The 24,395-nt window shown below is 38.8% G+C and carries 24 protein-coding genes and 1 tRNA gene; 9 read left to right on the top strand and 16 right to left on the bottom strand.

The window, feature by feature from the left end; genetic code table 11:
• Window positions 1–74: 74 nt before the first annotated feature.
• Together JWR87_RS14260 and JWR87_RS14265 are read left to right on the top strand one after the other, a co-directional pair.
• Entirely contained in the window at window positions 75–1,115 is a 1,041-nt protein-coding gene (locus JWR87_RS14260; protein ID WP_297821235.1) for a PorP/SprF family type IX secretion system membrane protein, read from the top strand.
• Between the two features lie 251 nt (window positions 1,116–1,366).
• The gene (locus JWR87_RS14265) at window positions 1,367–1,720 is read left to right on the top strand and encodes a T9SS type A sorting domain-containing protein (RefSeq protein ID WP_297821237.1); all 354 of its coding nucleotides are present in this window, start codon (window positions 1,367–1,369) and stop codon (window positions 1,718–1,720) included.
• 41 nt (window positions 1,721–1,761) lie between these two features.
• On the opposite strand, the gene JWR87_RS14270 is transcribed toward JWR87_RS14265, so the two are convergent.
• Window positions 1,762–2,934: a class I SAM-dependent rRNA methyltransferase gene (locus JWR87_RS14270; protein ID WP_297821239.1), complete on the bottom strand. Its 1,173-nt coding sequence runs from the start codon at window positions 2,932–2,934 to the stop codon at window positions 1,762–1,764.
• A gap of 114 nt (window positions 2,935–3,048) precedes the next feature.
• On the opposite strand from JWR87_RS14270, the gene JWR87_RS14275 reads away from it, so the two are divergent.
• Complete coding sequence (locus JWR87_RS14275; RefSeq protein ID WP_297821241.1) at window positions 3,049–3,612, top strand: nucleotide exchange factor GrpE; 564 nt, start codon at window positions 3,049–3,051, stop codon at window positions 3,610–3,612.
• A gap of 320 nt (window positions 3,613–3,932) precedes the next feature.
• Window positions 3,933–5,105: a molecular chaperone DnaJ gene (gene dnaJ, locus JWR87_RS14280; RefSeq protein WP_297821243.1), complete on the top strand. Its 1,173-nt coding sequence runs from the start codon at window positions 3,933–3,935 to the stop codon at window positions 5,103–5,105.
• A 119-nt stretch (window positions 5,106–5,224) separates the two neighbouring features.
• Here the strand turns inward: dnaJ and JWR87_RS14285 are convergent, their stop codons facing one another.
• The 6 genes from JWR87_RS14285 to JWR87_RS14310 form a co-directional block, all read right to left on the bottom strand.
• Window positions 5,225–6,994, bottom strand: coding sequence for a von Willebrand factor type A domain-containing protein (locus JWR87_RS14285; protein ID WP_297821245.1), 1,770 nt, complete (start codon window positions 6,992–6,994; stop codon window positions 5,225–5,227).
• A gap of 65 nt (window positions 6,995–7,059) precedes the next feature.
• On the bottom strand, window positions 7,060–7,599 hold the full coding sequence (gene hpt, locus JWR87_RS14290) for a hypoxanthine phosphoribosyltransferase (RefSeq protein WP_297821248.1): 540 nt from the start codon (window positions 7,597–7,599) through the stop codon (window positions 7,060–7,062).
• Window positions 7,600–7,631: 32 nt separating this feature from the next.
• The gene (locus tag JWR87_RS14295; RefSeq protein WP_297821250.1) at window positions 7,632–8,711 is read right to left on the bottom strand and encodes a glucosaminidase domain-containing protein; all 1,080 of its coding nucleotides are present in this window, start codon (window positions 8,709–8,711) and stop codon (window positions 7,632–7,634) included.
• Window positions 8,711–9,355, bottom strand: a complete 645-nt coding sequence (locus JWR87_RS14300; protein WP_297821252.1) for an O-methyltransferase — start codon at window positions 9,353–9,355, stop codon at window positions 8,711–8,713. The genes JWR87_RS14295 and JWR87_RS14300 overlap by 1 nt, the downstream gene beginning before the upstream one ends.
• A gap of 298 nt (window positions 9,356–9,653) precedes the next feature.
• Entirely contained in the window at window positions 9,654–9,833 is a 180-nt protein-coding gene (locus tag JWR87_RS14305) for a hypothetical protein (protein WP_297821254.1), read from the bottom strand.
• A gap of 393 nt (window positions 9,834–10,226) precedes the next feature.
• Window positions 10,227–10,298 (bottom strand) — tRNA-Arg (locus tag JWR87_RS14310).
• A gap of 69 nt (window positions 10,299–10,367) precedes the next feature.
• On the opposite strand from JWR87_RS14310, the gene JWR87_RS14315 reads away from it, so the two are divergent.
• A complete protein-coding gene (locus JWR87_RS14315) occupies window positions 10,368–10,832 on the top strand; it encodes a VOC family protein (protein WP_297821256.1) in 465 nt (154 codons plus the stop codon).
• Between the two features lie 66 nt (window positions 10,833–10,898).
• Window positions 10,899–11,549, top strand: a complete 651-nt coding sequence (locus JWR87_RS14320) for a hypothetical protein (protein ID WP_297821258.1) — start codon at window positions 10,899–10,901, stop codon at window positions 11,547–11,549.
• Between the two features lie 55 nt (window positions 11,550–11,604).
• On the opposite strand, the gene JWR87_RS14325 is transcribed toward JWR87_RS14320, so the two are convergent.
• From JWR87_RS14325 to JWR87_RS14355, 7 genes are all read right to left on the bottom strand, one after another.
• Complete coding sequence (locus JWR87_RS14325) at window positions 11,605–11,868, bottom strand: hypothetical protein (RefSeq protein WP_297821260.1); 264 nt, start codon at window positions 11,866–11,868, stop codon at window positions 11,605–11,607.
• Window positions 11,869–11,874: 6 nt separating this feature from the next.
• Complete coding sequence (locus JWR87_RS14330) at window positions 11,875–12,969, bottom strand: M4 family metallopeptidase (protein WP_297821262.1); 1,095 nt, start codon at window positions 12,967–12,969, stop codon at window positions 11,875–11,877.
• A gap of 287 nt (window positions 12,970–13,256) precedes the next feature.
• Window positions 13,257–13,730, bottom strand: a complete 474-nt coding sequence (locus tag JWR87_RS14335) for an SRPBCC family protein (protein WP_297821263.1) — start codon at window positions 13,728–13,730, stop codon at window positions 13,257–13,259.
• 267 nt (window positions 13,731–13,997) lie between these two features.
• Complete coding sequence (locus JWR87_RS14340) at window positions 13,998–14,798, bottom strand: ATP-binding cassette domain-containing protein (RefSeq protein ID WP_297821265.1); 801 nt, start codon at window positions 14,796–14,798, stop codon at window positions 13,998–14,000.
• Window positions 14,799–14,807: 9 nt separating this feature from the next.
• Window positions 14,808–15,545 carry an ABC transporter permease gene (locus tag JWR87_RS14345; RefSeq protein ID WP_297821267.1) on the bottom strand — a complete coding sequence of 246 codons (738 nt, stop codon included), beginning with the start codon at window positions 15,543–15,545 and terminating at the stop codon, window positions 14,808–14,810.
• A gap of 8 nt (window positions 15,546–15,553) precedes the next feature.
• Window positions 15,554–17,902, bottom strand: a complete 2,349-nt coding sequence (locus JWR87_RS14350) for an NADP-dependent malic enzyme (protein WP_297821269.1) — start codon at window positions 17,900–17,902, stop codon at window positions 15,554–15,556.
• 245 nt (window positions 17,903–18,147) lie between these two features.
• The gene (locus JWR87_RS14355; RefSeq protein ID WP_297821271.1) at window positions 18,148–18,492 is read right to left on the bottom strand and encodes a 4Fe-4S dicluster domain-containing protein; all 345 of its coding nucleotides are present in this window, start codon (window positions 18,490–18,492) and stop codon (window positions 18,148–18,150) included.
• 64 nt (window positions 18,493–18,556) lie between these two features.
• Here JWR87_RS14355 and JWR87_RS14360 point away from each other — a divergent pair, with 64 nt between their 5' ends.
• Entirely contained in the window at window positions 18,557–19,552 is a 996-nt protein-coding gene (locus tag JWR87_RS14360; protein WP_297821273.1) for an acyl-CoA reductase, read from the top strand.
• Window positions 19,553–19,797: 245 nt separating this feature from the next.
• Window positions 19,798–21,312, top strand: coding sequence for a trypsin-like peptidase domain-containing protein (locus tag JWR87_RS14365; protein WP_297821275.1), 1,515 nt, complete (start codon window positions 19,798–19,800; stop codon window positions 21,310–21,312).
• Between the two features lie 179 nt (window positions 21,313–21,491).
• Here the strand turns inward: JWR87_RS14365 and JWR87_RS14370 are convergent, their stop codons facing one another.
• A complete protein-coding gene (locus JWR87_RS14370) occupies window positions 21,492–23,021 on the bottom strand; it encodes a sodium:solute symporter (protein WP_297821278.1) in 1,530 nt (509 codons plus the stop codon).
• Between the two features lie 87 nt (window positions 23,022–23,108).
• Between JWR87_RS14370 and JWR87_RS14375 the strand changes: the two genes are divergently transcribed.
• Window positions 23,109–23,660: a TIGR00730 family Rossman fold protein gene (locus tag JWR87_RS14375; RefSeq protein WP_297821280.1), complete on the top strand. Its 552-nt coding sequence runs from the start codon at window positions 23,109–23,111 to the stop codon at window positions 23,658–23,660.
• Here the strand turns inward: JWR87_RS14375 and JWR87_RS14380 are convergent.
• On the bottom strand, window positions 23,629–24,222 hold the full coding sequence (locus JWR87_RS14380) for a hypothetical protein (protein WP_297821282.1): 594 nt from the start codon (window positions 24,220–24,222) through the stop codon (window positions 23,629–23,631). The two genes, JWR87_RS14375 and JWR87_RS14380, sit on opposite strands and share 32 nt — an antisense overlap.
• Window positions 24,223–24,395 lie beyond the last annotated feature (173 nt).

Consider the following 24,395-nt stretch of genomic DNA (forward strand, 5'->3'; position numbering starts at 1 on the left):
TTAATGTTGCAAAAGCATTCCTTATTCAATAAAATTAAAAAGTTGACGTTATATCTGGTATCCAATCCCGTGTTATGACAAAGTTGCGAAATTTTTTAATTGGTGCCATTGTGCTGGCATTCTTTATACCGACCATTGCCGGGGGACAGGACATTCATTTTTCCCAATTTTTTGAGGCTCCTTTATTACGCAATCCTTCTCTTGCAGGTATTTTTAACGGCGACATCAGGGTACAGGGAGTGTATCGCAACCAATGGGGTAGCGTAACGGTTCCATACAAAACAGGGTCATTTAACCTGGAGTATAAAAAACCAATTGGCCAGGGGGATGATTTTATAACAACGGGTTTACAACTTGTGTATGACAAGGCAGGGAGTACAAATTTTACAACAAGCAATGTTTTGCCGGCTTTGAACTACCATAAATCGCTGGGTTCAAATAAGAGCACCTATTTGTCTCTGGGTTTCATGGGAGGGCTTGTGCAACGTAGAATTGATCGCAGCAAAATGACTACTAATAGTCAGTTTGATGGCAACGGTTTTAATCCTTCGTTGGCTGATGGAGAATCGTTTGTAAACGATAATTTTTCTTATTTAGACGGAAGTGTAGGGATGACTTTTAACTCTGCCATGTCTCCTGACCGACCTCAGGATAATTACTTCATAGGCGTTGCTTATCATCATTTTAATCGTCCAAGAAACAGCTTTTATCGCAGGCCCGAGATCGAATTGAGCCCTAAATGGGTATATTCTACGGGTGTGCGTTTTGGAGTAAGCGAAACTTCTTACATGACTATTCAAGCAGACCACACAACACAAGGTCCTTCAAAAGAAACAGTTGGTGGGGTAATGTATTCTACCAAGATTGGGGATGATTACCAGAACCCTGATTATACTCTACATTTTGGTGGTTTTCTTCGTTTAAATGATGCCTTTATACCTGTGATTAAGTTAGATTATAATCCTTTTTCAATTGCTTTCAGTTACGACGTAAACGTTAGCCAGCTAAGAACAGCCAGCCAGGGGCAGGGAGGTTTGGAGCTCTCAGTAACCTATATCGGCTTTTTTGACAGGGATAATAGCAGTAAAAACGCCACAAGGTGCCCCACCTTCTAAATTGTTCAATATTTAAACTGGTTAACCAGGGTTTGTTTCAGAAAGAAATTGCACATTCCGTTATAGGGAAAGATGACTAAATAGCTAGGGCTACAATTTTAGCATGAATTTGGAAGGTTGCACAATTGAACATCGAAAAGAAGCGTTAAGGTTAATATCAGAGTAAGTATGATGTCTTTATCATTTGTGGCTAAAATTTTGTATATCGATAATAATAATTAATTTTAAATAAATTGAGGCGATAGATAAATATGAATAAATTTTACTTAATAATTCTTTTTACTGTTTTTACTTTGTTTGCCCGGGCCCAGGAAGGTAAACCAAGTGATACTCCTTTTTCTACTGAGATACTTAAAGCAAAAGTGTTAAAGTTCTATCCGAATCCTGCATCAGGAGTTATTAATTTCGAATTTTTAAAACCGGTTCAAAGAGATCTAACGCTCCAGGTTTTCAATTTTATAGGTAAAAAGGTGTTTGAGCTTAACGGAGTTTCTCAAAAAACTTCTGTTCCTTTAAACGACTTTTATCGCGGTGTATACATCTTCCAGCTTCGCGATAAATCGGGTCGTATTGTTGAATCTGGCAAATTTCAGGTAAGCAAGTAGTAAGAGTTTTTAAAATTTAAAGCTTTAGACTTCAAGGCAAGTTATAATACCTGTACAATCAGGAACTTTAAATAATTCGTATTCTCTATTCCCCAAATAATCGGATGGTCGCTTGCCTGGGCTTTAAAAGTTACCTGCCTTAATTTTCTTCTTGCATCTATTGCGGCCATCTTGATGGTATCTAAAAATAACTCTGGTGAAACCAGGTTGGTACAGCTGCTTGTAACTAGAAACCCACCCGGTTTAACCAATTTCATTCCCCTCAGATTTATTTCTTTATACCCTGTCACCGCTTTGTCAATGTTTTCCCGGCTTTTTGTAAAGGCAGGAGGGTCCAGCATCACAACGTCGTATTGCCGGCCGTCTTTTCCCCATTGTTTCAAAACATCAAAAGCATTAACGGCTTCGAAACGGCAAATACTTGACACGCCATTTAGTTCAGCATTTTTTGTTGCCTGGAGAACTGCATTTTCTGAAATATCTAAACCTAATACACTTTTTGCTCCAAAATGTGCCGCATGTATTTCGAAGGTACCTGTGTACGTAAAAACGCCTAAGACGTCTGCACCTTTTGATATATGCTTGATTGCTCTTCTATTGTCTTGCTGATCCAGGAAGTATCCTGTCTTTTGACCGTTTTCTATATCAACATAAAAACGCAGCCCGTTTTCAGTGATGAGAATATTTGTGTCTAAGGGTTCGGTCAACCAACCTTTTTTTTGTTCCAGGCCTTCTAATTCTCTTACAGGCACGTCATTTCTTTCATAAATGCCTTTAGGGTTAAAAATAGATTGCAGAGCTTTTACGATGGTCGATTTCCAAACCTCCATTCCGTATGAAAGCGTTTGTAAAACAAAATAGTCGTTGAACTTGTCGATGATTAAGGCAGGCATAAAATCAGCTTCGCCGAAAATGAGTCTGCAGTTTTCTGTATACCCTATTTTTTTTCTGTAATCCCATGCTGACTGTATTCGGTTAAAAATAAACTGCTCGTTTATTGGTTCATTTTTATCTCGGGTCAATAGCCTTACGGTGATTTGAGATTTTGGATTAATATATCCTCTTCCTATAAACTTTTTGTCGAACGTATATGCTTCTATAATATCACCGGGTTTGGTGTCGCCTTCAATTCTATCGATTTCGTTTGAAAAAATCCAGGGATGTCCGTTTGCCACTCTCTGACTGATCTTTTTCTGTAAAATAACATTTGCCATGTTGCAAAGATAATTTTACAAATTGTCTTCGACTGTTTTTTCAGAATGTCAATTTGACCTTAAAACCTCTTTGGCAAAGTGTTTGACCTTTACCTTTGCGAAAAAATGAAAAGTATGGCAGATCAAGAAACACAGCAAACTAACAGTCAATCAATGGAAGGAGTTGACATAAATTCTGACGAAAATATACCTGGAACTTCTCACTTAAGTGATACTTTAACTGATGATAGTGAAACAGATAAACTAAAGGGAGAGCTGGAAGAACAGAAGGATAAATATCTGAGGCTTTTTGCTGAGTTTGATAATTACAAGAGGCGCACTGCTAAAGAAAGGATTGAGCTGATGCAAACAGCAGGTAAAGAAGTTATTGCTTCTATGCTTGACGTGTTAGATGATTGTGACCGGGCGGAAAAACAATTACAGTCAACAACCGATTTAAGCCAGATTAAAGAAGGGGTTCAACTTGTGTTTAACAAGTTACGGGCAACTTTACAAAGCAAGGGCTTAAGGGCAATGGAAAGCGTTAAGACTGATTTTGATGTTGAAAAGCACGAAGCAATTACTGAAATTCCAGCTCCCACCGAAGATTTAAAAGGTAAGGTAGTGGATGAGGTAACGAGAGGATATTACCTGAATGATAAGTTGATACGTTTTGCTAAAGTGGTAGTAGGTAAGTGAAAGGGTTTTGGAAAAAGGGCGCCCCGAAGATAGAGGCTGGGAAGAAAGAGGAAACTACTACAGCGCTACATACTTTACAGTGATACTTAGGGTGGGCACTTATAGGCGAAACTTGCTGGTTAGGGTAGTTTATTCTATGTGGAAGTATTTGCAAGTGAGTTTCAATAAACAGTACGCTAAGGCGTTAAATAAGGGGATCTGAATGTAAGGCTTAAGTTGATCTCAGTGGTAAAGTACAAGGGAGTGACACAACGATGCCGAAGTAAGAAAAAATGTTTATCAATAAAATAATACTTCTTTAAAAGAGCGGTTAAATATTTATGTCAACAAAAAGAGATTATTACGAGGTGCTGGGCGTAGGAAGGAGTGCTGGCGCCGATGAAATTAAAAAGGCATATCGTAAGGTTGCAATGCAGTATCACCCGGACCGCAATCCCGGGGACAATGAAGCTGAAGAGAAGTTTAAGGAAGCTGCTGAAGCTTACGAAGTACTAAGCGACGCAGAGAAAAAGGCGAAGTATGACAGGTTCGGTCACCAGGCCTTTGCGCCTGGAAGTGGTGGATTTGGTGGGGGGCATGCTTCTAATATGCAAGATATTTTCAGCCAGTTTGGAGACATTTTTGGCGAGGACATTTTTGGCGACTTTTTTGGCGGACAAGGGGGCGGAAGAAGCCGTGGTGGTGGAAGAAGAGCAACGGGACAGCGTGGAAGTAACTTAAGGGTAAAATTGAAATTGAACTTTGAAGAAATTTCGAAGGGAGTTACAAAAAATATAAAGGTTAAAAAGTATGTAAGTTGTAATACTTGCACGGGTAGTGGTGCTAAGGATAAAGGTAGCATGCAGACCTGCAGCAGCTGTAATGGTAGCGGTCAGGTTAGAAAAGTTCAAAACACTTTTCTTGGACAAATGCAGACTGTTACCACTTGCCCAACTTGTAACGGAGAGGGAGCCACTATTACTGCTAAATGCCAGTCTTGCAAAGGTGAGGGACGGGTATACGGTGAGGAAATGGTTAGCCTTGATATACCAGCAGGGGTGCAGGAAGGTATGCAGTTGAGCCTTAGTGGCAAGGGCAATGCGGGTGAAAGAGGCGGAGCAAATGGAGATCTTATAATATTGATCGAAGAAGAAGCGCATCCACATTTGCATCGCGACGGATTAAACGTGGCTTTTGAATTGTTTGTAACGTTTCCCGATGCTGTCTTTGGTACTAATGTAGAGGTGCCAACAATTGATGGTAAGGCAAAAATTAAAATACCGGCGGGAACTCAGAGTGGTAAAATTTTTAGGTTAAAAGGCAAGGGGTTTCCTGAAGTGAATGGTTACTCTAAAGGTGATCAACTAATTCATGTCAACGTTTGGACTCCTCAAAACGTAAGTAGCGAGGAAAGATCGATGTTGGAGAGGATGAATGACAGCAATAATTTTAAACCTCATCCTGATAAAAACGATAAGAGCTTTTTCGAAAAGTTAAAGGAAGCATTTAGTTAAGCAGAGGTTGTTGAATAATAAACAGGTTATTGAAATATAAAACGCCGAATGCAAAAAAGTATTCGGCGTTTTATTTATGGCGAAGAGATGTAAGAATTTTTGAGGCTATTGCAATAGTACTACGGCTTGGTGTTGGTGCTTTTCTTTTTGGTTGTTTTGGGATAAAGTTTTTTTGCCTTCGAGATCAAATCAACAAATTCCATTTGTAACAGATCTTTTCGATTTGCAGAAGAGGTGGCGAGGTTATACAAATCGTCCCAGGAATACGAATTAGAAAACTCGGACTGTTTTAGTAATATTCCGAACATGATAACGGAAGAGGCAAACCGCAAACAACTATCTGCAGTTTGATAGTTAAAAACAGCATTGTATTTTTCTTTTATAGTTTCATTGTTTCCGGGTACTTTATACGATAGCTGCAAAGAGGTCAGGGGAAGTTCATTTATGCCTTTACCATCTGTAGCTTTAGAAGGATTTAGGACTATTTCAAAGACTGCTAACAAAGAATGCCCACTTCCAACCTCTCCACCTTGAAGCACTGTAGCCTTGTCTGCTACCGCGCTTTTTTTGTTATCAAATCCTATCAACCTGTATTTTTCAACAAGGTTAGCATCGAACGTGGCAATTAAAAAAACATTGTTTGCTACAGTGTATATTGTTTGCGCAAATTCTTCTACCAGCACTTTTTCGGCTTCACTCTCATTGTCTAAGTAGGCAAAATTTCCGTGACCTTTTTTTGCTAACAATTCTAATTTACTGTCTTTATAGTTACCCATCCCGACACCGAGACAGGTAAGATAAATGCCTGCTTTGCTCTCCTGGCTTATCAGATCTTCGAGGTCTTTTTCGCTGGTTTGACCTACGTTAAAATCACCATCAGTTGCTAAAATCACCCTATTATTTCCATTGGGTATAAAAGTTCTTTTTGCAAGCTTGTAGGCAGTACGAATAGCCGATGCACCCGGTGTTGATCCGTGAGGTCTTAAACCTTCAATTGCTTCAATAATCTGTTGTTTATAAAGGCCCGACGTTGCCTGTAGAAGTTCTGTTACCTGGTCTCCATAAGTAACAATAGAAACCTGATCCTTCGTTCTAAGATTTTCACTCAAGAGTTTAAAGGCGCTTTTTAGTAACGGTAAGCGGTTAGGCATGTCCATGCTAGCAGAAACATCAATCAAAAAAATAAGATTTGCAGGTGGGGTATTATCGAGATTTATTTTTTTTGCCTTCAGGTTTATAAACAATAGACGGTTATTCTTATTCCACGGGCATTCTGTAACGTTTGAGTTAAATGAGAAAGTTTGTTCTTGATTGATTTCTCCCTTTGTTCTCAGGTTAAAGTAATTCAGCATTTCTTCAATTCTTACAGCATCAGCGGGTGGTTTTTCTTTCTGATTTAAAAATCTTCTTATATTACTGTAACTAGCCCTATTAACGTGAATTGCAAAACCTGTTTCCGGAGAGCTTTTAGTAGGAACAAATGGGTTTTCTATAGTGGAAGAATACGTTTCACCATCCCCCAGGCTTACCTCGATATTTGAAGGATGAAGATTTTTTGTAAACGAAGCCAACTGGAGAGTGGTAGAGGTAGCTTTCCTGGTAGTACTTTTTAAAGTAAAATGGCCATATTCAGTTGTAACAACGGCTGTCTTTAAAGTATCATAACCTGGTAAATAAAAAGTTATGGTATCAACCTTAAGACTTGTGGGTATTCCGAAAGTACCTGAACTTCCGGTAATGAAAGGATAGGTGCCTTTTGAAAAAAGGGTAATTCGGGCACCTTGTAATCCTGTACCTTTTTCATCCTTCAACTCACCCCTCAGATAATATTGCGACTGGGCAGTTGCCGTTATTAGCAATAAAAATATAATTAATGCAAGTAACCGCACAGTTAAGAGGTTTAAGATGACAATAAAAATAATGTTTTATTTGTTGTCAGCCCGTAGTAACCCGACTACTCTTCTTTAAGCTGGTATAGTTGCGAAAAGTTTCTGCCTAGTCCATTATAGTCAAGACCATAACCAACTACAAATTTATTCGGAATGGAAAAGCAAGTATAGTCAATGTTAACAGGATGCACTGTTGCATCAGGCTTATGAAGCAATACTGCAATTTTTAATGAGGCAGGTTGTTGATTAAATACTTGCGGAAGAAATTGACTGAGTGTTTTACCGGTGTCTATGATATCCTCTAAAATGATGATATCCCGACCGGATATATCTGTATCAAGACCAATAGCAGTAATAACTTGTCCTGAACTTTTTGTGCCTTTATAAGACGCTAGTTTTATAAAACAAATTTCAGCCTCAATGGTAAGATATTTAAAGAGGTCAGCAGAAAACATGAACGAACCATTGAGAATAGAAATAAAAAGGGGTCTTTTATTATTGTAATCAGTGCTGATCTTTTTTGCCAGTTGCTTCACTTTTTCAATGATTTCTTCTTCAGATAAATAAGGTATAAAAGATTTATCATGAACATGTATTGTAGACATCGGGCATTTTTTGCGACACAAGATAAGTCTAATTACATATTGGATCCGCTTTTATAAGAAGCTGCTGAAGCTAATCTTGGAGAAGAAGGGGCAGGGTATTTAAGGTAAATCTTTTCACCGATAGCTGGTTGCATTCCTTTTTGTAAACCATTAAACTCCATGATCGTTGATAGTTGTATACCTTCCTTTTGTGCTATGTCGTGCAAGGATTCGTTCTCCTCTACGATATGCAGATCTGTAGTTCCTTTTTTTTGTTTTTTCTGCAAGAAGATTAGCTGGTTTGAGGAAAGAATATCTGTCTGCTCTAATTCATTAAACTCTATTAACTTTTTTAAGCCCACGTTATAATTGTTTGCCAGTGCCAGTAACGAAGTTCCAGCTTCAGCATAAACAACTTTCGCCTCATTTATATTGAAAACCGAATTAAGGGGATATTTTAAATTTTTTAATTTTTCCTTACCTGAGTTTGTTGAAACAAAAATGGGCGCATTTTTCATCCTAGTCTCATTGTTCGCTTCTTCTAATTGTTTTTGATTGATACTTCCTGTAACAAATAAATCCTCCCTCGACTCCTGGCCCTGCATTGCAAGAAGGGTATATGATTGTAGATTGTTCTCAACAATTATTCTTATAAGTTGTTGTGCATAAGCCGGGTTGGTAGCGTAACCAGCTTTTCTTAATCCCTTAGCCCAACCCTCATAGTCAGTAGGATCGAGCTTGAAAAGAAAGGCATACATTGGGCGCGTCCTAAGAAAATCCGAATGGTCTTTGTACGAGTCTTCAACAGACGAATATTTCCTAAAACATTCATTCTTAGCGTCGTCATCGTGACGCATTGTTTCGCCTGTCCATTCTGATTTACATTTTATTCCAAAATGATTATTAGCCATTGAAGCGAGGTCGCTTTGACCGCCGCCGGTTTCAAGTATTCCCTGGGCAAGTGTAACAGATGCCGGAACACCAGTACGTAACATTTCAGTGATGGCAAGTTCTTTGTAACTGTTCACGTAGGACTGTATACGAAATTTATCAGATTGGCTAAAAGCAGCAGAAGAGCATAATAATAAGATTGCTGAAAGCAGGATTGTGATAAGCTTAGGTAATTTTATCATTATATTTTTTTTATTAACAATAGTCCGTCTCTAACAGATAGCATTACTTGCTCTACTCTAGAGTCACTGTAAACATGTTTATTAAAGGCATCAATAGCAAGTGCATTTTTTCCTTTAACTGGTGGGTCAAGTACTTGCCCATGAAATAGCACGTTATCGGCTATAATAATTCCTCTTTTTGAAAGGTGTGGTAAAACAAGTTCATAATACTCAATGTAACTTACTTTATCGGCGTCTATAAAAACAAGATCCCATTCACGTGATAATGTTGGAATAATGTTTTTTGCATTACCTACGTGTAAAGTAATGAGATTATTGTTTTCAGCAAGCTTAAAATTCTCTAATGCCGTATCTGCGTCTTCCTGTCTAATCTCGATTGTGTGCAACTCTCCATTTTCGGCAATCCCTTTTAGCATACATAAAGCACTATAGCCTGTAAACGTCCCGATGTCCAAAATATACTTTGGCAGAAGAATTTTGCTAAAAAAAGTTAACAATTTTCCTTGTACATGACCACTTAGCATATGCGCACGCGGATGGCTTTTTACTGTTTTTTTATTTATTTTTTGTAATAGCTCATCTTCTTCACTTGTGAATTTATCAACGTATGCTTCCGCCAGAGCTGAGATTATTTCAAAAGGCATTGAGTCAAAACTAGGAGAAAATTGAAATAAAGACGTTGGGCAATTGAAGAGACACTAATTCATTGGTAAAACTTTAACAGTTTTACAAGCAGCGAAAAAAGAAGAAAAAGTGAAATCCTTTTTAATAATTTTAATTAACATCCGGGGGAAGTAATTCTGAAAGCGTTACACGTTGCGTGTATTGGTAAGTTTAAAAGAGTGGTGGAGGGTGCCGCAACTTAATTAAGGTAGTAGGTTGACTGCTACATTAACCCTATAAACGCCCGTCGTCCTAAAACTTCATAATAGGGAAAAAAAGTTAAGCTACCACTCGCTTTTCTATATCTTCTTCCTTTAAATTTTGAGAGGGTTCCTTAAACTTGTTTTGCATCGTTGAACTTTTTACTTCTTTTTTACTTGCAGCAGCGAGATAGTTAAAGTAACATATCATTGTAACGCCTGAAACAAACATAGCAGAGATCGTAACATGTAAGATCATAGGGAAAGTTTTTTTGGAACCCGCTACAACGAGAAGGGCATGTTTTGTTATCTTGAAAGTGGTCTATAAATTCTTCAAAAGACACGACTATTAAATCGTGTCTTTTTTAATACAGCTATAGACCTATTTAAAGATGAAGACCTAGTTCAAAGGGTTGCAAACTTGCTTGGTAATATAACTGACGCATCCGGTTGGCTTTTTGCGCTGGTACCAATATTCAAATCCTGTAAAAGTTTGTAAAGAGTGTGAGAAGTTTCAATTCATGCTTGTTGTGGTTCTACTAACAGTAAGTTTTACTTAATTCTATATTTAAAGTCTCCGGTTGCAGGGCAATAAAAAACAAAAAACCCATGAAACACAAAGGAGGTTGCATGGGTTTAAAAATTGGTGTTGTAGCCTTGACAGGAATCGAACCTGTATCTAAAGTTTAGGAAACTTCTATTCTATCCATTGAACTACAAGGCCGTTCAATTCGAGCAAAAATAATAGTTTCTCGCATTCGAATTATAGCTATTTTTCCTCTAAACTATTTTTATGATAAAGAGATTGCCAAGGCATCTATTATTTCTGATTGTTTTTATTACGGCTGCTCTTCAAACTGAAGCACAAACAAAAACGACTGTTATGCTAAACCATATAGCAGTATACGTTAAAGATCTACAAGTAATGACTGATTTTTATAGAACTATTGTTGGTATAGATACTATGCCAGAACCTTTTCATGATGGCAAGCACACGTGGTTTCCTATTGGTGGGCATAGTCAGCTACACTTTATCAAAGGAGCAAAAGAAACAACACCACACGACAAAAATTCACATTTATGTTTTACTGTAAGTTCTGTTGATGATTTTGTAAAACGTTTGATTGCTGCTGGTATTCACTACGAAGATTGGCCTGGAAAGGCAAATGCTATTACAACAAGGGTAGATGGGGTTAAGCAGGTTTATTTCAAGGATCCCGAAAATTATTGGGTTGAAGTAAACGATGATAAGTATTAACAGCAGTTCACAATCGAAAATTGTTGTCTTGAATTCCCGCTTATCTTTGCGGCCAATTTTTAAAATATGAAGTTTTATAACTTAATAATAAAGTATCGTTTTTACTTAAGTATAGTTGCTCTTCTACTTGCTATAATTGTGAATGTTACTGCCGGCTTTTGGCCTGCTTTTATTCTTTATTTCCTTGCAGTAATTGGCTTAGCAAGTCATTTTTTTATTGGCCCTCTTCGCCTCATACAGGAACCTATGGAACAGGGTAGGATGGAAGAAGTGCAGAAGATAATAGCTTCTATCTGGTTTCCAAACCTTTTGTACAAGCCCATCCGTTCAACCTACTACACGCTGAAGGGCAACCTGGCAATGATGGACCAGGACTTTGATTCTGCTGAAAAGCACATGAAAAAGAGTCTTTCCCTGGGTTCACCAATGGCGGAGGCCGAAGGTGCAAACAAACTTCAGCTTGGTATGATGGCGTTGCAAAAAGGGGATATGAAAACAGGCGAAAGCTACGTGCGACAAGCAATTCGTGCCGGCATCGCTGATAAGGAAAGCCAGGCAGTTGCCTTTTTAAGTATGTGCCAGATATTTATGAATAAGAGAGAATTCAGGGCAGCGAAAGATTATTTCAGAAAAGCAAAAGCTTTAAAACCAACTACCAAACAAGTTACTGACCAGATAAAGGAAATTGAAAAATACATTTCAAGAATGCCGGGATAAGGCCGGGGCAATCTGTTGAACGTGAACGCGCAAGAGCGAGTGGTATCATTTAAGCTTAGGGTTTCACTATTGCCAGATCGTCTTTCAACTCTTCAAATGTCTTTTTATATTTTGCCGGAATTTTTTCCCAATCAATGGAAAAAGTTCCGGCATTGTACTTTAACTGATATCCTGTTGCGTCTCTTTTTTGCCCAGCGCCTTCTTCGTTTTTTATCACTTTTATTAATTCGCTTAATTCATCGCTCGTCCAGTCCACATTTTTTTCGGCTTTTTTTGTCACCGGTATAATTCCACCTGTTCTTAATAATGTAATCCGCATATTATTTTACTTGACTTTTGCAGCGTTCCAACCATCTTTGACAGCTTTGGTCTCAAGGCTTTTGACCCCATACAGTTGACCCGCAATTTTTATAGTAAGCTTTCTTAAATCGCTAAACGTAGCGTTCTTCTTTAAACTGGCTTTGTCTGTTAATGCTGCGTACCAAATTTTTCCAGCTTTTTCCCATGCAAAACCTCCCATATTAAAAGCTGCAACATAAAAGGCGAAATTTGAAATTCCGGAATTATAATGTACACCTCCCCAATCTCCCGATGCCGTATCCGGTAGTTTTACAAATTCGTCCATCGTTCCCGGCTGAGGGTCGTCACCTAATTCAGGATGGTTTCTATACCCTGTTCCTGGCTCTTTCATACTTCTTAGCGCATATTTATTTCCTAACAAAACATTTTCGCCAATCAGCCAGTTCGATTGTTTTACGTCCTCGTTTAGCATTCTTTGCTTTATCAGTATACCAAAAACATCAGAGAAAGACTCGTTGAGTGCACCCGACTGCAAATGGTATTCAAGGTTTGCTTCGTATTGCGTTACGCCATGGGTAAGCTCGTGACCTATCACATCAATATCGGTCGTAAAGCTCCCGAAAATTGTGCCGTCACCATCGCCAAAAATCATTCTTCTTCCATCCCAAAAAGCGTTATCATATTTTTTATCATAATGAATGTACTGCTGTATTGTCAATCCCAGGTTGTCTATCGAGTTGCGGCCAAAAAGATCGTAGTAAAATTTCCATGTTCCTGTACCTGCGTTTATAACGTTTTTGGCATCCTTGTCCGTTGGAAGTTTAGGAGATGAGCTGTTCCATAAAAGCTTTGCATCGGTAGTGCTTGCCTTTTTATTACAGCTATATACTTCCATTTTTAAAGCGGGTATCTTAGTTGGTTTTCTTGCAACAGCACATAATATAGCCTGTTCTGTCGGGCTTGTGTTCTTAAAAAATTCCCGGTCACTTCTCAATCTAAAGCTTCTGAATTTTGTGTTTACAGCAATTTTAGATAAGTTTTTATCTTGCGAGTCTACTAACTTGTCAGTAAGGTAAGGAGGTAAAATACATTGAATGGGAGTGAAGTGGCTTTTACACATACAGTAGTTTTTATTGAAGAATAATGAGGTAAGTGAAAGATAATATGAAAGAAGGAAATACAAGAAGAATCTTGAGGCCGTAATGCTACTAAATTACTGCTAATAAAACTGACCGTTCAATTGAAATTCTATGTGCACCAGCTTTAGAAATACCGATTAAACATAGTTGCGTCGCACACTTATACTGTTGTTTCTTTGTTCCGCAAAAGCTGACCAGACATTAATTAAACCATCGGCGGTAATTGCGCGAAGCCTATTCGTGGTAGTGCTGAAAACATCAATCCTCTTTATAGCTTCCATTCTCCAAATCTGCTAACTACGGATTGATATCGAAAGTCAAATATTTGTCTTAGCTGTTTTTGTATAAATAATGTGTTTGCAAGATCTCCCAGTACCCAAAAAGGAATTTTGTAGTGTACAATGTCTGTCATTTCTACACCGCCTTTTACTTCTCTAAAATGGTGCTGATGATGCCATAAGCTGTATGGACCAAACCTTTGTTCATCAATAAAATAATTGCTATCGTGTACGTGGGTAATTTCTGTCATCCAATAAATGGGAATGCCAAAAAGAGGCTTGACTGTGTATTCTATAATTTGTCCTTCATACATCACCCCGCCATGATGTTTACTTCGTATGGTAAATCCCATATAAGCAGGAGTAATGTCTTTTAAGTTATCAGGTCTGCTAAAAAAAGCCCAGGCTGCCTGTAAGGTTGTTGGAATATTTTGAACTGTTTTTAGCGAATAAACTTTAGACATTTTTTTTCATTTACCCAGTACTAACGCTATCAGTAATGAAAGGTTTATTTAGGGACTAAAACAAGTGCTGCTTAAATTACTATTTAATTGCTAGGTGTATAAAGCTACGCATTGATAGAACCAGGTATACTGTAAAGAATTGTTGGAAGATGAATAACGAGTTTACGTACAAGTGTGCGACGCAACCATGCCGATTAAAATACTACTGGTGGAACAAAAATGAGCATATTCTTAAATACTGGCGCGAGTTTTAGTTGTGGCAGGAGTCTATGCATTCACATTCACCTGCTCTTTTTCTTCCTGCCCTTCCTGCATCATTCGCATTTGCTTGGCGTCCTGAAGAAAATTAGAAGCAAAAATAAATTCATTCAGCTTTTCATCGGTGCTGCGAATAATCTCTTTGTTAGAGCCTTCCCACTGTTTGTGGCCCTGGTACATGTAGAAGATATGATCTCCAATTTCCATAACACTGTTCATGTCGTGTGTAACTACTACCGTGGTAATGTTGTATTCAACAGTTATATCACGAATAAGGCGGTCTATAACAAGCGAAGTTTGCGGATCTAGTCCGGAGTTAGGTTCATCGCAGAACAGGTATTTTGGATTTAATACAATTGCCCTGGCAATCCCTACTCTTTTTTTCATACCGCCGCTAATTTCTGAAGGAAGTTTTTTATTTGCGCCTTGCATGTTTACCCTGGCAAGTACTTCGTTTACCTTCTTCATCTTTTCACCCGAGGTAAGTGTTGTAAACATGTCGAGTGGGAATTTAATATTCTTTTCAACAGTCATACTATCAAACAGCGCCGATCCTTGAAACAGCATTCCTATTTGCTGACGTAAATCCTTTTTTTCATCTTTTGTTGCGTCAATCATGCTTACACCGTCAAATACTACCTTTCCTTCATCAGGAGAAAAAAGGCCTATAATACATTTTAGCAATACCGTTTTACCACTACCGCTTGAGCCTATAATTAGATTCGATTTCCCTGTTTCCATAACAAGGTTAACATCGTTCAAAATTGTTTTGTCCCCGAAACTTTTCTTTAAATTCTTGACTTCAATCATAATGATAATTTATAGTAACAAGGCTGCAAGGGCGTAATCAGCTACAAGGATTAGGATACAACTTACTACCACAGATGTTGTACTTGAACGCCCTATTTCCAGTGAGCCACCCGTAACAAAGTAACCAAAATAAGCAGGTATGCTGCTAACTATAAACGCGAAAGTGTAGGCTTTGCTGAGTGCAAACCAAACATTCTTTGGTAAAAAATTAGAGCGAAGTCCTATGTCAAAAATATCTGAGGCTACAATACCAGACATATTAGCGGCCATTCTTCCACCCCATATTCCTAAAAAGGCTGATAAAGTAATCAAGCACGGGATCATTAATAGCGCAGCAAGAATTTTTGGCAGAACCAGGTAAGTCTTCGTATTAATGCCCATGATTTCCAAAGCATCAATTTGTTCACTAATTCTCATGTTGCCGAGCTCGCTCGCTATTTTACTTCCAACAACCCCTGCCAATACAATGCTAACTACGGTAGGCGACAGTTCGAGGATCATACTGTCTCTTACTATCTGGCCAATGGTGCTGGCGGGTACCAACGGGCTTACCAACTGGTAAGCAGTCTGAACTGTAGTTACAGCGCCTAAAAACAAGGAGATAATAACGACAATTGGCAAAGAACCTATTCCAATTTCGACACATTGGTGCATAAATTCTTTCCAATACATCTTAGGGTTTTCCGGACGGCTAAACATGCCCTTAAGCATCAGCAGGTATTGACCGAATTTGGTAAAAAACTTCATGTAATAGCCTAAACTGTTTTATTTGTGGGTGAATTCTTTCTTCTCTTCCACCAGGGACTTTTGTTAACTGCGTCGCCAGTGTTGTTCTTAGATTTCATTTGTGCATCAATTACGGCTACCAGTGTCATGTTTATAATATTTCTTACACTGCTTCCCAGTTGAAGAACATGAACAGGTTTCTTTAAACCTAATAAAATCGGGCCAATAGCGTCTGCTCCGCCAACCTCTTTAAGTAGGTTGTAAGCGATATTACCTGCAGCAAGGTTAGGAAAAATGAGGGTATTTACCTCGTGTTCGGCAAGTTCGCTAAAGGGGTAATTATCCTTTACCACCTCTTTGTTGAATGCAAGACTCGCTTGCATTTCTCCATCAACAATCAACTTTGGGTTTCGTTGTTTTACAATAGCCGTAGCCTTTGCAACCATTTGAGCTTCTGCTGAATTGCTGCTACCAAAATTTGAATAACTTAACATAGCAATCCTTGGTGTGATGTTGAAGTTACTGACTTCTCTCGCTACCATAATTGTGATGTCGGCGAGCTCTTCTGCACTTGGATTAAAATTAACGGTAGTATCGGCAAGAAACAAGGGACCCTTTTTTGTGATCATTATATACATGCCTGCAATTTTCTTTACCGACTCTTCTTTGCCTATAATTTGTAAAGCAGGACGAATAGCATCGGGATAATTTTTTAGGAGACCAGAAATCATTGCATCTGCGTCACCTGTTTCTACCATCATGCTTCCGTAATAATTGCGGTCTCTCATCATCTTCTTACTCTCGTAAAAATTAACTCCTTTACGCTTTCTCTTATCAAAAAACAAGGCCGCATAAGTATTTCGTTTTTCCTCGGTCTCATCACTTAAAGGATCTATAATAGGAAGCTCTGTAAGATCAATGCTGTTTTGCGCAGCAATAGCCTGTATCTTTTTAGTATTTCCCAATAATATTGGATAAGCTATTCCTTCGTCAAAGAGAATTTGGGCAGCCTTGAGGATTTTTAAATTATCAGCATCTGCAAACACAACTCTTTTAGGATTGTTTCGTGCTTTTGCACCTATTACACGCAGTAATTGATTATCTAAACCCAGACGTTTGTTAAGCTCTACCTTATAAGCGTTCCAATCTAAAATCGGATATTGTGCCACACCGCTTTCCATAGCAGCTTTTGCTACAGCAGGTGCTACGGTGCATAGTAATCTCGGATCGAGTGGCTTAGGGATAATATACTCTGGGCCAAAAACAATGTTTTTTTCATTGTAGGCTAAGTTTACAATATCAGGCACAGCGGTCTTAGCCATTTCTGCAAGGGCTTTTACTGCTGCCAGTTTCATTGCTTCATTTATCTGAGTAGCTCTTACATCCAGTGCCCCTCTAAATATATAAGGAAAGCCCAGTACATTGTTAACCTGATTGGGGTAATCAGACCTTCCGGTAGCCATTATTACATCTTTCCTGGCTTCAACTGCAAGCTCATATGGAATCTCAGGGTCAGGATTGGCCATGGCAAAAACAATAGGATTTTTTGCCATGCTTTTTACCATATCAGCAGTTACTACGTTGCCAACACTTAAACCCAAAAAAACGTCTGCATCTTTCATTGCTTTTTCAAGCGTCCAATCGGTTCGGTTTACTGCAAATTTTCTTTTCTCATCATCCAGATCGGTGCGGCCTCTGTGAAGCACTCCGTCTTTATCAAACAGAATAAAATTTTCGTAACGAGCACCCAGAGAAATATACAATCTTACACAAGCCATAGCAGCAGCCCCTGCGCCATTAACCACAAATTCTACTTTTTCTATTTTTTTCCGTTGTAATTCAAGGGCATTAAGCAAAGCTGCACTACTAATGATGGCAGTGCCATGCTGGTCGTCGTGCATTACTGGTATTTTCAATCTTTCACGAAGCTTTGTCTCTATTTCAAAACACTCAGGTGCTTTTATATCTTCCAGGTTGATACCTCCAAACGTGGGCTCAAGTGATGCAACTATGTCAACAAACTTTTGGGGATCTTTTTCATTTATTTCAATATCAAAGACGTCGATGTCGGCAAAGATTTTGAACAACACGCCTTTTCCTTCCATAACAGGTTTGCTGGCCTCGGGGCCGATGTCGCCTAAACCGAGTACTGCTGTACCATTACTTATAACAGCAACCAGGTTTCCTTTTGCAGTGTACTTGTATGCATTCTCTTTATTTGCAGCAATTTCTTTGCATGGTTCTGCGACTCCCGGGCTGTATGCAAGTGAGAGGTCCCGTTGTGTTTTTGCTTCCTTTGTTGGTATAACCTCTATTTTCCCCGGTCTTCCTTTGGAGTGGTATTCCAGTGCCTGCTCTCGTCGTAGTTCTTTTGACATAGATGTATAAATATGCAAATTACAACAATTGACTGCATGGTTAGAATTACAAAAGATTTAAGTTGATTTACTGGAGAGAACTGAGACTGGGGTAATATTATATGTACATTTAAATTTTATTGCTACGGGGTCAAAATTAAAATGGGAAGTATCAACATGACTTTTCGGAATAAAAAAAGGGGTGAAGAAAAACTTACCCCTAAAAAATCAGGTCTATAGTTGCAATCATAAAATTATTGAATTGATTAATGCATACGCTCTTTTTTAGACATAAGTTCCTCAACCGTTTCCACGTACATTTCATCGGGTACACAACAGTCAACGGGGCAAACTGCGGCACATTGTGGTTCCTCGTGAAAGCCCTGGCATTCGGTACACTTGTTTGGAGTAATATAGTACGTATCTACTGCAACGGGTGCCATTCTTTGGTCAGCAGATACTACTGACCCGTCTAATAAAGTAAATGTACCTTTTACAGCAGTTCCATCACTCATTGACCATTCAACTCCTCCTTCATATATAGCATTGTTTGGGCATTCCGGTTCGCATGCTCCGCAGTTGATACATTCATCGGTTATTTTTATGGCCATTTTGTTTTCGGTTTAAATAGTGTTATTCAATGTACTTTTGCCCAGCAAAAATAAGGTTTGAGAGATGACTTTACAACAACGAATCGAACTATTAGTGAGACTGGGAGAATATGTGCAAAGAAATGACGACGAATGGCAGCATGTTAAGGAACAGGCGAACCGAAAAAACCCCTGGTTTGTTCCCGAATTTATTGAGATGGCTACCAATAACATTGGGAATGCTTTTTTACAAAAAGATAAGCTCGATAACTGGGTGAAAGATTACAGGGTGCCTGCTGAAAACAACCAACCTGTAACTGTGGGAATTGTGATGGCAGGAAATATTCCAATGGTAGGCTTTCACGACTTACTCTGTATTTTTATTACAGGGCATATTTCAAAAATAAAGCTCTCTTCGAAGGATGAGGTTTTAATAGAACACCTGGTGTTGTTGTTGAAAAAATGGGCGCCGGAGATAGGCGATTTAATTTTAATAGCTGAACAATTAAAGGGTTGTGACGCTTATATAGCTACCGGTAGCAATAACTCAGGAAGATATTTTGATTATTACTTTGGAAAGTATCCTCACATTATCAGGCGAAATCGTACCAGTGTAGCTATATTAGACGGATCAGAAACTACGGAGGAACTCGAAAAGTTAGCCGATGATATACAAACATACTTTGGCCTGGGATGTCGTAATGTAACAAAGTTATATGTGCCTCCTGACTATAATTTTTCACCGCTTTTGGCAGCTTTAAACAAGTATGCGCATTATGAGGATTTTCATAAATACAAGCACAATTACGATTATCAACTTGCATTATTAATGATGGGTAATAAGTTCTACATGACCAATGGAACTGTCTTGCTCTCAAAAAATGAATCATTCTTTACTGCAGTAAGCCAAGTGAATTACGAATTTTATAGCAATACAGAAGAACTTGAATCGTTGAAAAATAATGCCGATGTGCAGTGCATTGTTGGCCACCATGCACTCCCTTTTGGACAAGCTCAACAACCCTCTTTAGCTGATTATGCAGACCGAGTTGATACAATGAAGTTTGCTGTTTCTTTGTAGTTTGCGTGCTTGGCAAGGACCGAATAGGAATCGGGGATGGTGAAATTTATTCGACTGGTAATGCTTAAATGTCTTTCCGTCACGACGAATTTACGATGTCACTTATGGTTCTGACTTTTTAACTGATCTACGACAACCTTCGTCAATTTTTTGTTAAATGGTTCTTCTGATAATCAACGATTTAAACAGTTTTATTAGTTTGGTGTTCATAGGCATATTATTTGACAACTTTAATAAAAAAATAGATGATGAAACTTAAGAATGTTCTTTTGGTGATTCTCATCAGTGCTGCCACTTCCTTTTTAAGTGTGTGGGGCTACAACCGATGGGAGGAGAAGCAGACAGCAGGAGTGCAGGAACCGGGTAAATTACCTGTGAATTATGCAGGTTTTTTTGATGGTCAGAGAGCTGCGGGAGCCATTGATTTCACGGCAGCTTCTACCTCAGCAACGCCTGCGGTGGTTCACATAAAAACAAAAACAAAAGCCCGGCAGGTAACCAATAACTTACCTCGTGGCCGAGGGCGCAACCCTTTTTCAGATCTTTTTGGCGACGATTTTGGCGACCTGTTTGGAGGTCCTCAATCACAAACAATACCTGAACAACGTGCGAGTGGTAGTGGCGTTTTGATTAGCAACGACGGTTTTATCGTTACCAACAATCACGTGATAGACGGTGCTGACGATATAAATATTACCTTAAACAACAAACGTTCTTACAAAGCAACCTTAATAGGTGCAGACCCAAGTACCGATATTGCTGTTCTTAAAATTGAAGGTAAAAGTTTTCCTTACCTCGTGTATGGAAATAGCGACGATGTAAAACTGGGTCAATGGGTATTGGCAGTAGGCTACCCGCTTACTTTGGATGTAACTGTAACTGCTGGTATTATCAGTGCCAAAGCAAGATCGATAGGTATTAATCGCAGGCAGAGCGAAACTCCAATAGAAAGTTTTCTTCAAACTGATGCTGCTGTTAATCCAGGCAATAGTGGTGGTGCATTAATTAATCCTGAGGGACAGCTAATCGGCATTAACTCAGCAATTGCTTCACCTACCGGTAGCTATGCGGGTTATTCTTATGCGGTGCCTGTAAACATCGTTAAGAAAGTTGTCAACGATTTAATGAAGTTCGGAACAGTTCAGAGAGCTTATCTCGGTATTCAATATTCGATGGGGGAACCTACAGAAGAAGAGAAGAAAGAGTACGGCTTAAGAGACGGTGAGGGCGTTGTGGTAACAGATGTACCTACAGGAGGAGCAGCCAGCGTTGCAGGTATAAGAAAGGGTGACATCGTAACTAAAATAAATGAAGTAAAAGTTACTACAGGACCAGAAATGGTTGAGCAGGTAACTCGCTACAAGCCCGGCGATAAAATTACTGTGACTTACCTAAGAGACGGTAAAGAAAACACGGCCACGCTTACATTAAAGAATCGTTCAGGTAATACAAACGTTGTAAAAAATGCTACTATTCTTGAAAAACTGGGTGGTACGTTTGAAAACCTTGATAAGAAAGCGGCGGCGGCATATGACGTGCCAGGGGGAGTTGTGGTAAGAAAAATTGGAAGTGGTGCTTTAAGCAAAACAAAAATGCAAGATGGTTTTGTTATTACGAGCGTAAATGGAATTGTCGTAAAAAGCATAGACGATTTACAGGTTGCATTGGAAAAAAACAAAGGAAACAACGTTAAGTTAGAGGGAATGTACCCAGGCTATGAAGGTAGCTATGGTTATCCTTTAAATTTAGGGGCAGAATAGAAAGAATAATTGAATAAATAGTAAAGGCTGTCCGATGAGGACAGCCTTTACTATTTATTCAATTATTCTTATACAGTTCCTGAAAAGGTTCTGTTCCACTTGTAAAATAATACTTCCCTAAGTTAGAACTGTATCACTGGTTTTTAAACTGCTAGTTCTAATACGCGCTTACCTCTTTGTTATAGTACAGCGCCTGTTTCGTTACCCTTGCCTTTAGAAATAAAAATTAATCCGATGAAGGTTAGCAGCCCGTTTAGAATTAATAGCTCTACTCCAATTTGATAACCGTTAAACCAGGTCGCTGAATATTCACTGATATAATAACAGATAGCAGGAGCTATTAAGCAGATGATCGGAACGAAAGGTCCGTCAGATATCTTTCGCTTTGTCAAAATTCCGAAGGCAAATAAACCTAACAAGGGACCATAGGTATAACCGGCAAGTTTTAAAATAATGTCGATAATCGACTTGTTATCTATCCACTTAAAAACTAACACGCATAAAAAGAAGATCAGTGCGAATATCATATGTATGGTTATCCTGATATTCTTCTTTTTATTTTCAGTCCATACTTCGTTTCTTTTTAAGCCAATTATATCAATACAAAAAGAAGAGGTTAAAGCTGTTAAAGCACCGTCAGCGCTGGGAAAGAGCGCAGAGATTAATCCCAGGATAAAAATAATACCGATAACAGGTGGCAAGTAATTGAATGCGATCTGTGGAAAAATATTGTCGCCAATAATATTTTTTCCATCCAGTAAAAACTGCATCTGTTGCTTTCCATCCACCAACACTTGCTGAAATGCGCCACCTTTATTAATAGCAAATAAATATAAAAGACCTCCTAAAACCAGGAAGATAAAGACAACAACGCCTTGTAAAAGACTTAAGGTCAACATGTTTTTTTGCGAGTCGCCAAGCGTACGAACGCTGATATTTTTTTGCATCATTTCCTGGTCGAGGCCGGTCATAGCAATCGTGATGAATGCACCACCAATAATAGATTTTAAAAAATACCCCGAACTTTTATAATCTGTATTGAGCAAGTGTAAATAGTTATGCGATTTCAACTCACCCCATGTACTACCAAAATCGAGGTTTAAAGAATTCATGATATAACCAACACAGATCAACAAGCCGATCAGTATAAACGAAGTTTGTAAAGTGTCTGTAAACACAATCGTTTTTACCCCTCCCTTAAAAGTGTACAGAATAATCATTAACAAGATGACGAATGTGGTTAACCAGAAAGGAACACCCATGTCATCGAGGATGAAAATCTGAAGCACATTAATAACCAGGTAAAGCCTGGCTGTAGCCCCAAAGGTTCGTGAGATAATAAAAAACAGCGCGCCGGTTTTATAAGATGAAACACCGAGCCTCTGTAACAAATAAGTATAAATGGAAGTCAGATTCATTCGGTAGTAGAGTGGAAGCAGCACAAATGCAACAACAAAATATCCCAAAAAATAGCCAATAACAACCTGGAAATAACCAAAGCTACCAACCCCAACTGTTCCCGGAACGCTTACGAACGTAACACCACTAAGTGAAGTGCCTATCATACCAAACGCAACAAGCATCCAGTTGCTACTGCGATTTCCTATAAAAAAAGTATCGTTATTGCTGTTTCGGCTGGTATACCATGCCACACCTAACAAAAGAAAAAAGTATCCGAAAACAAACGTAAATAACAGCGTTGGAGACATAGGTCAATATAATATTAATGTAAGGTTATAGAGGGCGAAAAGTAGGAAAAAATAATGACCTAATATTGCGGTGTTAAAAGCAACTACATGAATTTGACTTCTATAGCGGTCTTCTGTGGCTCTCAAAATGGTTCTGATCCCATATTTGTGCAACATGCAACTGAGTTAGGCGGGTACATGGGCAGAAACAACATAACGTTGATTTATGGCGGGGGTAAAAAAGGATTAATGGGAGCGGTGGCAGATTCTGCAATGAAAAGCGGGGGCAAGGTTACAGGCATTATCCCTGAGATTTTGATAGGGTGGGAGCATCAACATACCGGTATAACAGACCTGCAGGTAGTAGCCGACATGCACGCCCGTAAAAAGATTATGTACGATCTCTGCGATGCTGCTATCATTCTACCCGGAGGGCATGGTACACTCGATGAGATGTTTGAAATGCTTACCTGGAACACACTTAAAATCCACAACAAAAAAATAATCCTGCTTAATTCAGCAGGATTTTATAATCACTTAATCAGTCATATCAGCCATATGCAGCAGTGTGACTTTTTATACGAAGATTGGCGGGATCGCATTTTAGTTGTCGATACTGTACAACAAATTATCTCCTTCTTGAACGAAGGTAAAAGTTAAACCCAGTCCGCAATATGGGCCGTTTCGAGCCAAGGTGACCTATGTAAGGAGAGTCTTCGTTGTTACCTGCATCAAACATAATTACAGTGTAAAAACTACTTCTGCCTACTTCCCTGCTTGCATAACCTACCCCAAGTAGCAGGCTCGGAGCCTGTTGTTTATAAGTTACTTCTTGCCCCGAATACACATCTCTGAGGTTTGTATTTATCCTGTTATACTCTGGTAAAACCTGTAAGAAAACGCTTCTTATAGGAAAAACCCTTACAAACATACCCGCACCGTAATTAAAACTTCTTTGCCTTGTTCCGCCATTATATTCTGCGGAATATGAGTTATAGTTTAAATTGGTTGAAATGCCGGCATCAAGCCATTGGGCCACGCTGTAACCTATTTCAGGGTTTGCTCCTCCGCTAAATCCACCGCTACTTAATCCAAGACCAATAGCGGCACCAATAAAAATGTTGTCTCTTCTGAATTTATGCGTTTTTTCTTCTTCTTCATCCTGGGCAAAGGTTGAAACAGTCAAAGAAAGCATACCTAGAACAATAAATAAGCGCCTCATCTTTTTTACTTTAGTTTAAATCAAAAATACTGCCTTGATAGGTTCTTTTTAACGGGCACCTGATCTTTTGTGATACTTCGGTTGTGTCACTCCCTTGTACTGCATCTTGTTATGAAGCCATATTCAGACCATAACCCCTAAGATTGAATTAAACAACAAAAGGCTGGTATCAT

It is taken from the genome of Segetibacter sp. (assembly GCF_025963695.1).
GTDB lineage: Bacteria > Bacteroidota > Bacteroidia > Chitinophagales > Chitinophagaceae > Segetibacter.

Coding starts and splice junctions, on each gene's coding strand:
- JWR87_RS14260 (WP_297821235.1), top strand. CDS start 75: ATGACAAAGTTGCGAAATTTTTTAATTGGTGCCATTGTGCTGGCATTC.
- JWR87_RS14265 (WP_297821237.1), top strand. CDS start 1,367: ATGAATAAATTTTACTTAATAATTCTTTTTACTGTTTTTACTTTGTTT.
- JWR87_RS14270 (WP_297821239.1), bottom strand. CDS start 2,934: ATGGCAAATGTTATTTTACAGAAAAAGATCAGTCAGAGAGTGGCAAAC.
- JWR87_RS14275 (WP_297821241.1), top strand. CDS start 3,049: ATGGCAGATCAAGAAACACAGCAAACTAACAGTCAATCAATGGAAGGA.
- dnaJ (WP_297821243.1), top strand. CDS start 3,933: ATGTCAACAAAAAGAGATTATTACGAGGTGCTGGGCGTAGGAAGGAGT.
- hpt (WP_297821248.1), bottom strand. CDS start 7,599: ATGTCTACAATACATGTTCATGATAAATCTTTTATACCTTATTTATCT.
- JWR87_RS14295 (WP_297821250.1), bottom strand. CDS start 8,711: ATGATAAAATTACCTAAGCTTATCACAATCCTGCTTTCAGCAATCTTA.
- JWR87_RS14300 (WP_297821252.1), bottom strand. CDS start 9,355: ATGCCTTTTGAAATAATCTCAGCTCTGGCGGAAGCATACGTTGATAAA.
- JWR87_RS14305 (WP_297821254.1), bottom strand. CDS start 9,833: ATGATCTTACATGTTACGATCTCTGCTATGTTTGTTTCAGGCGTTACA.
- JWR87_RS14315 (WP_297821256.1), top strand. CDS start 10,368: ATGATAAAGAGATTGCCAAGGCATCTATTATTTCTGATTGTTTTTATT.
- JWR87_RS14320 (WP_297821258.1), top strand. CDS start 10,899: ATGAAGTTTTATAACTTAATAATAAAGTATCGTTTTTACTTAAGTATA.
- JWR87_RS14325 (WP_297821260.1), bottom strand. CDS start 11,868: ATGCGGATTACATTATTAAGAACAGGTGGAATTATACCGGTGACAAAA.
- JWR87_RS14330 (WP_297821262.1), bottom strand. CDS start 12,969: ATGTGTAAAAGCCACTTCACTCCCATTCAATGTATTTTACCTCCTTAC.
- JWR87_RS14335 (WP_297821263.1), bottom strand. CDS start 13,730: ATGTCTAAAGTTTATTCGCTAAAAACAGTTCAAAATATTCCAACAACC.
- JWR87_RS14340 (WP_297821265.1), bottom strand. CDS start 14,798: ATGATTGAAGTCAAGAATTTAAAGAAAAGTTTCGGGGACAAAACAATT.
- JWR87_RS14345 (WP_297821267.1), bottom strand. CDS start 15,545: ATGAAGTTTTTTACCAAATTCGGTCAATACCTGCTGATGCTTAAGGGC.
- JWR87_RS14350 (WP_297821269.1), bottom strand. CDS start 17,902: ATGTCAAAAGAACTACGACGAGAGCAGGCACTGGAATACCACTCCAAA.
- JWR87_RS14355 (WP_297821271.1), bottom strand. CDS start 18,492: ATGGCCATAAAAATAACCGATGAATGTATCAACTGCGGAGCATGCGAA.
- JWR87_RS14360 (WP_297821273.1), top strand. CDS start 18,557: ATGACTTTACAACAACGAATCGAACTATTAGTGAGACTGGGAGAATAT.
- JWR87_RS14365 (WP_297821275.1), top strand. CDS start 19,798: ATGATGAAACTTAAGAATGTTCTTTTGGTGATTCTCATCAGTGCTGCC.
- JWR87_RS14370 (WP_297821278.1), bottom strand. CDS start 23,021: ATGTCTCCAACGCTGTTATTTACGTTTGTTTTCGGATACTTTTTTCTT.
- JWR87_RS14375 (WP_297821280.1), top strand. CDS start 23,109: ATGAATTTGACTTCTATAGCGGTCTTCTGTGGCTCTCAAAATGGTTCT.
- JWR87_RS14380 (WP_297821282.1), bottom strand. CDS start 24,222: ATGAGGCGCTTATTTATTGTTCTAGGTATGCTTTCTTTGACTGTTTCA.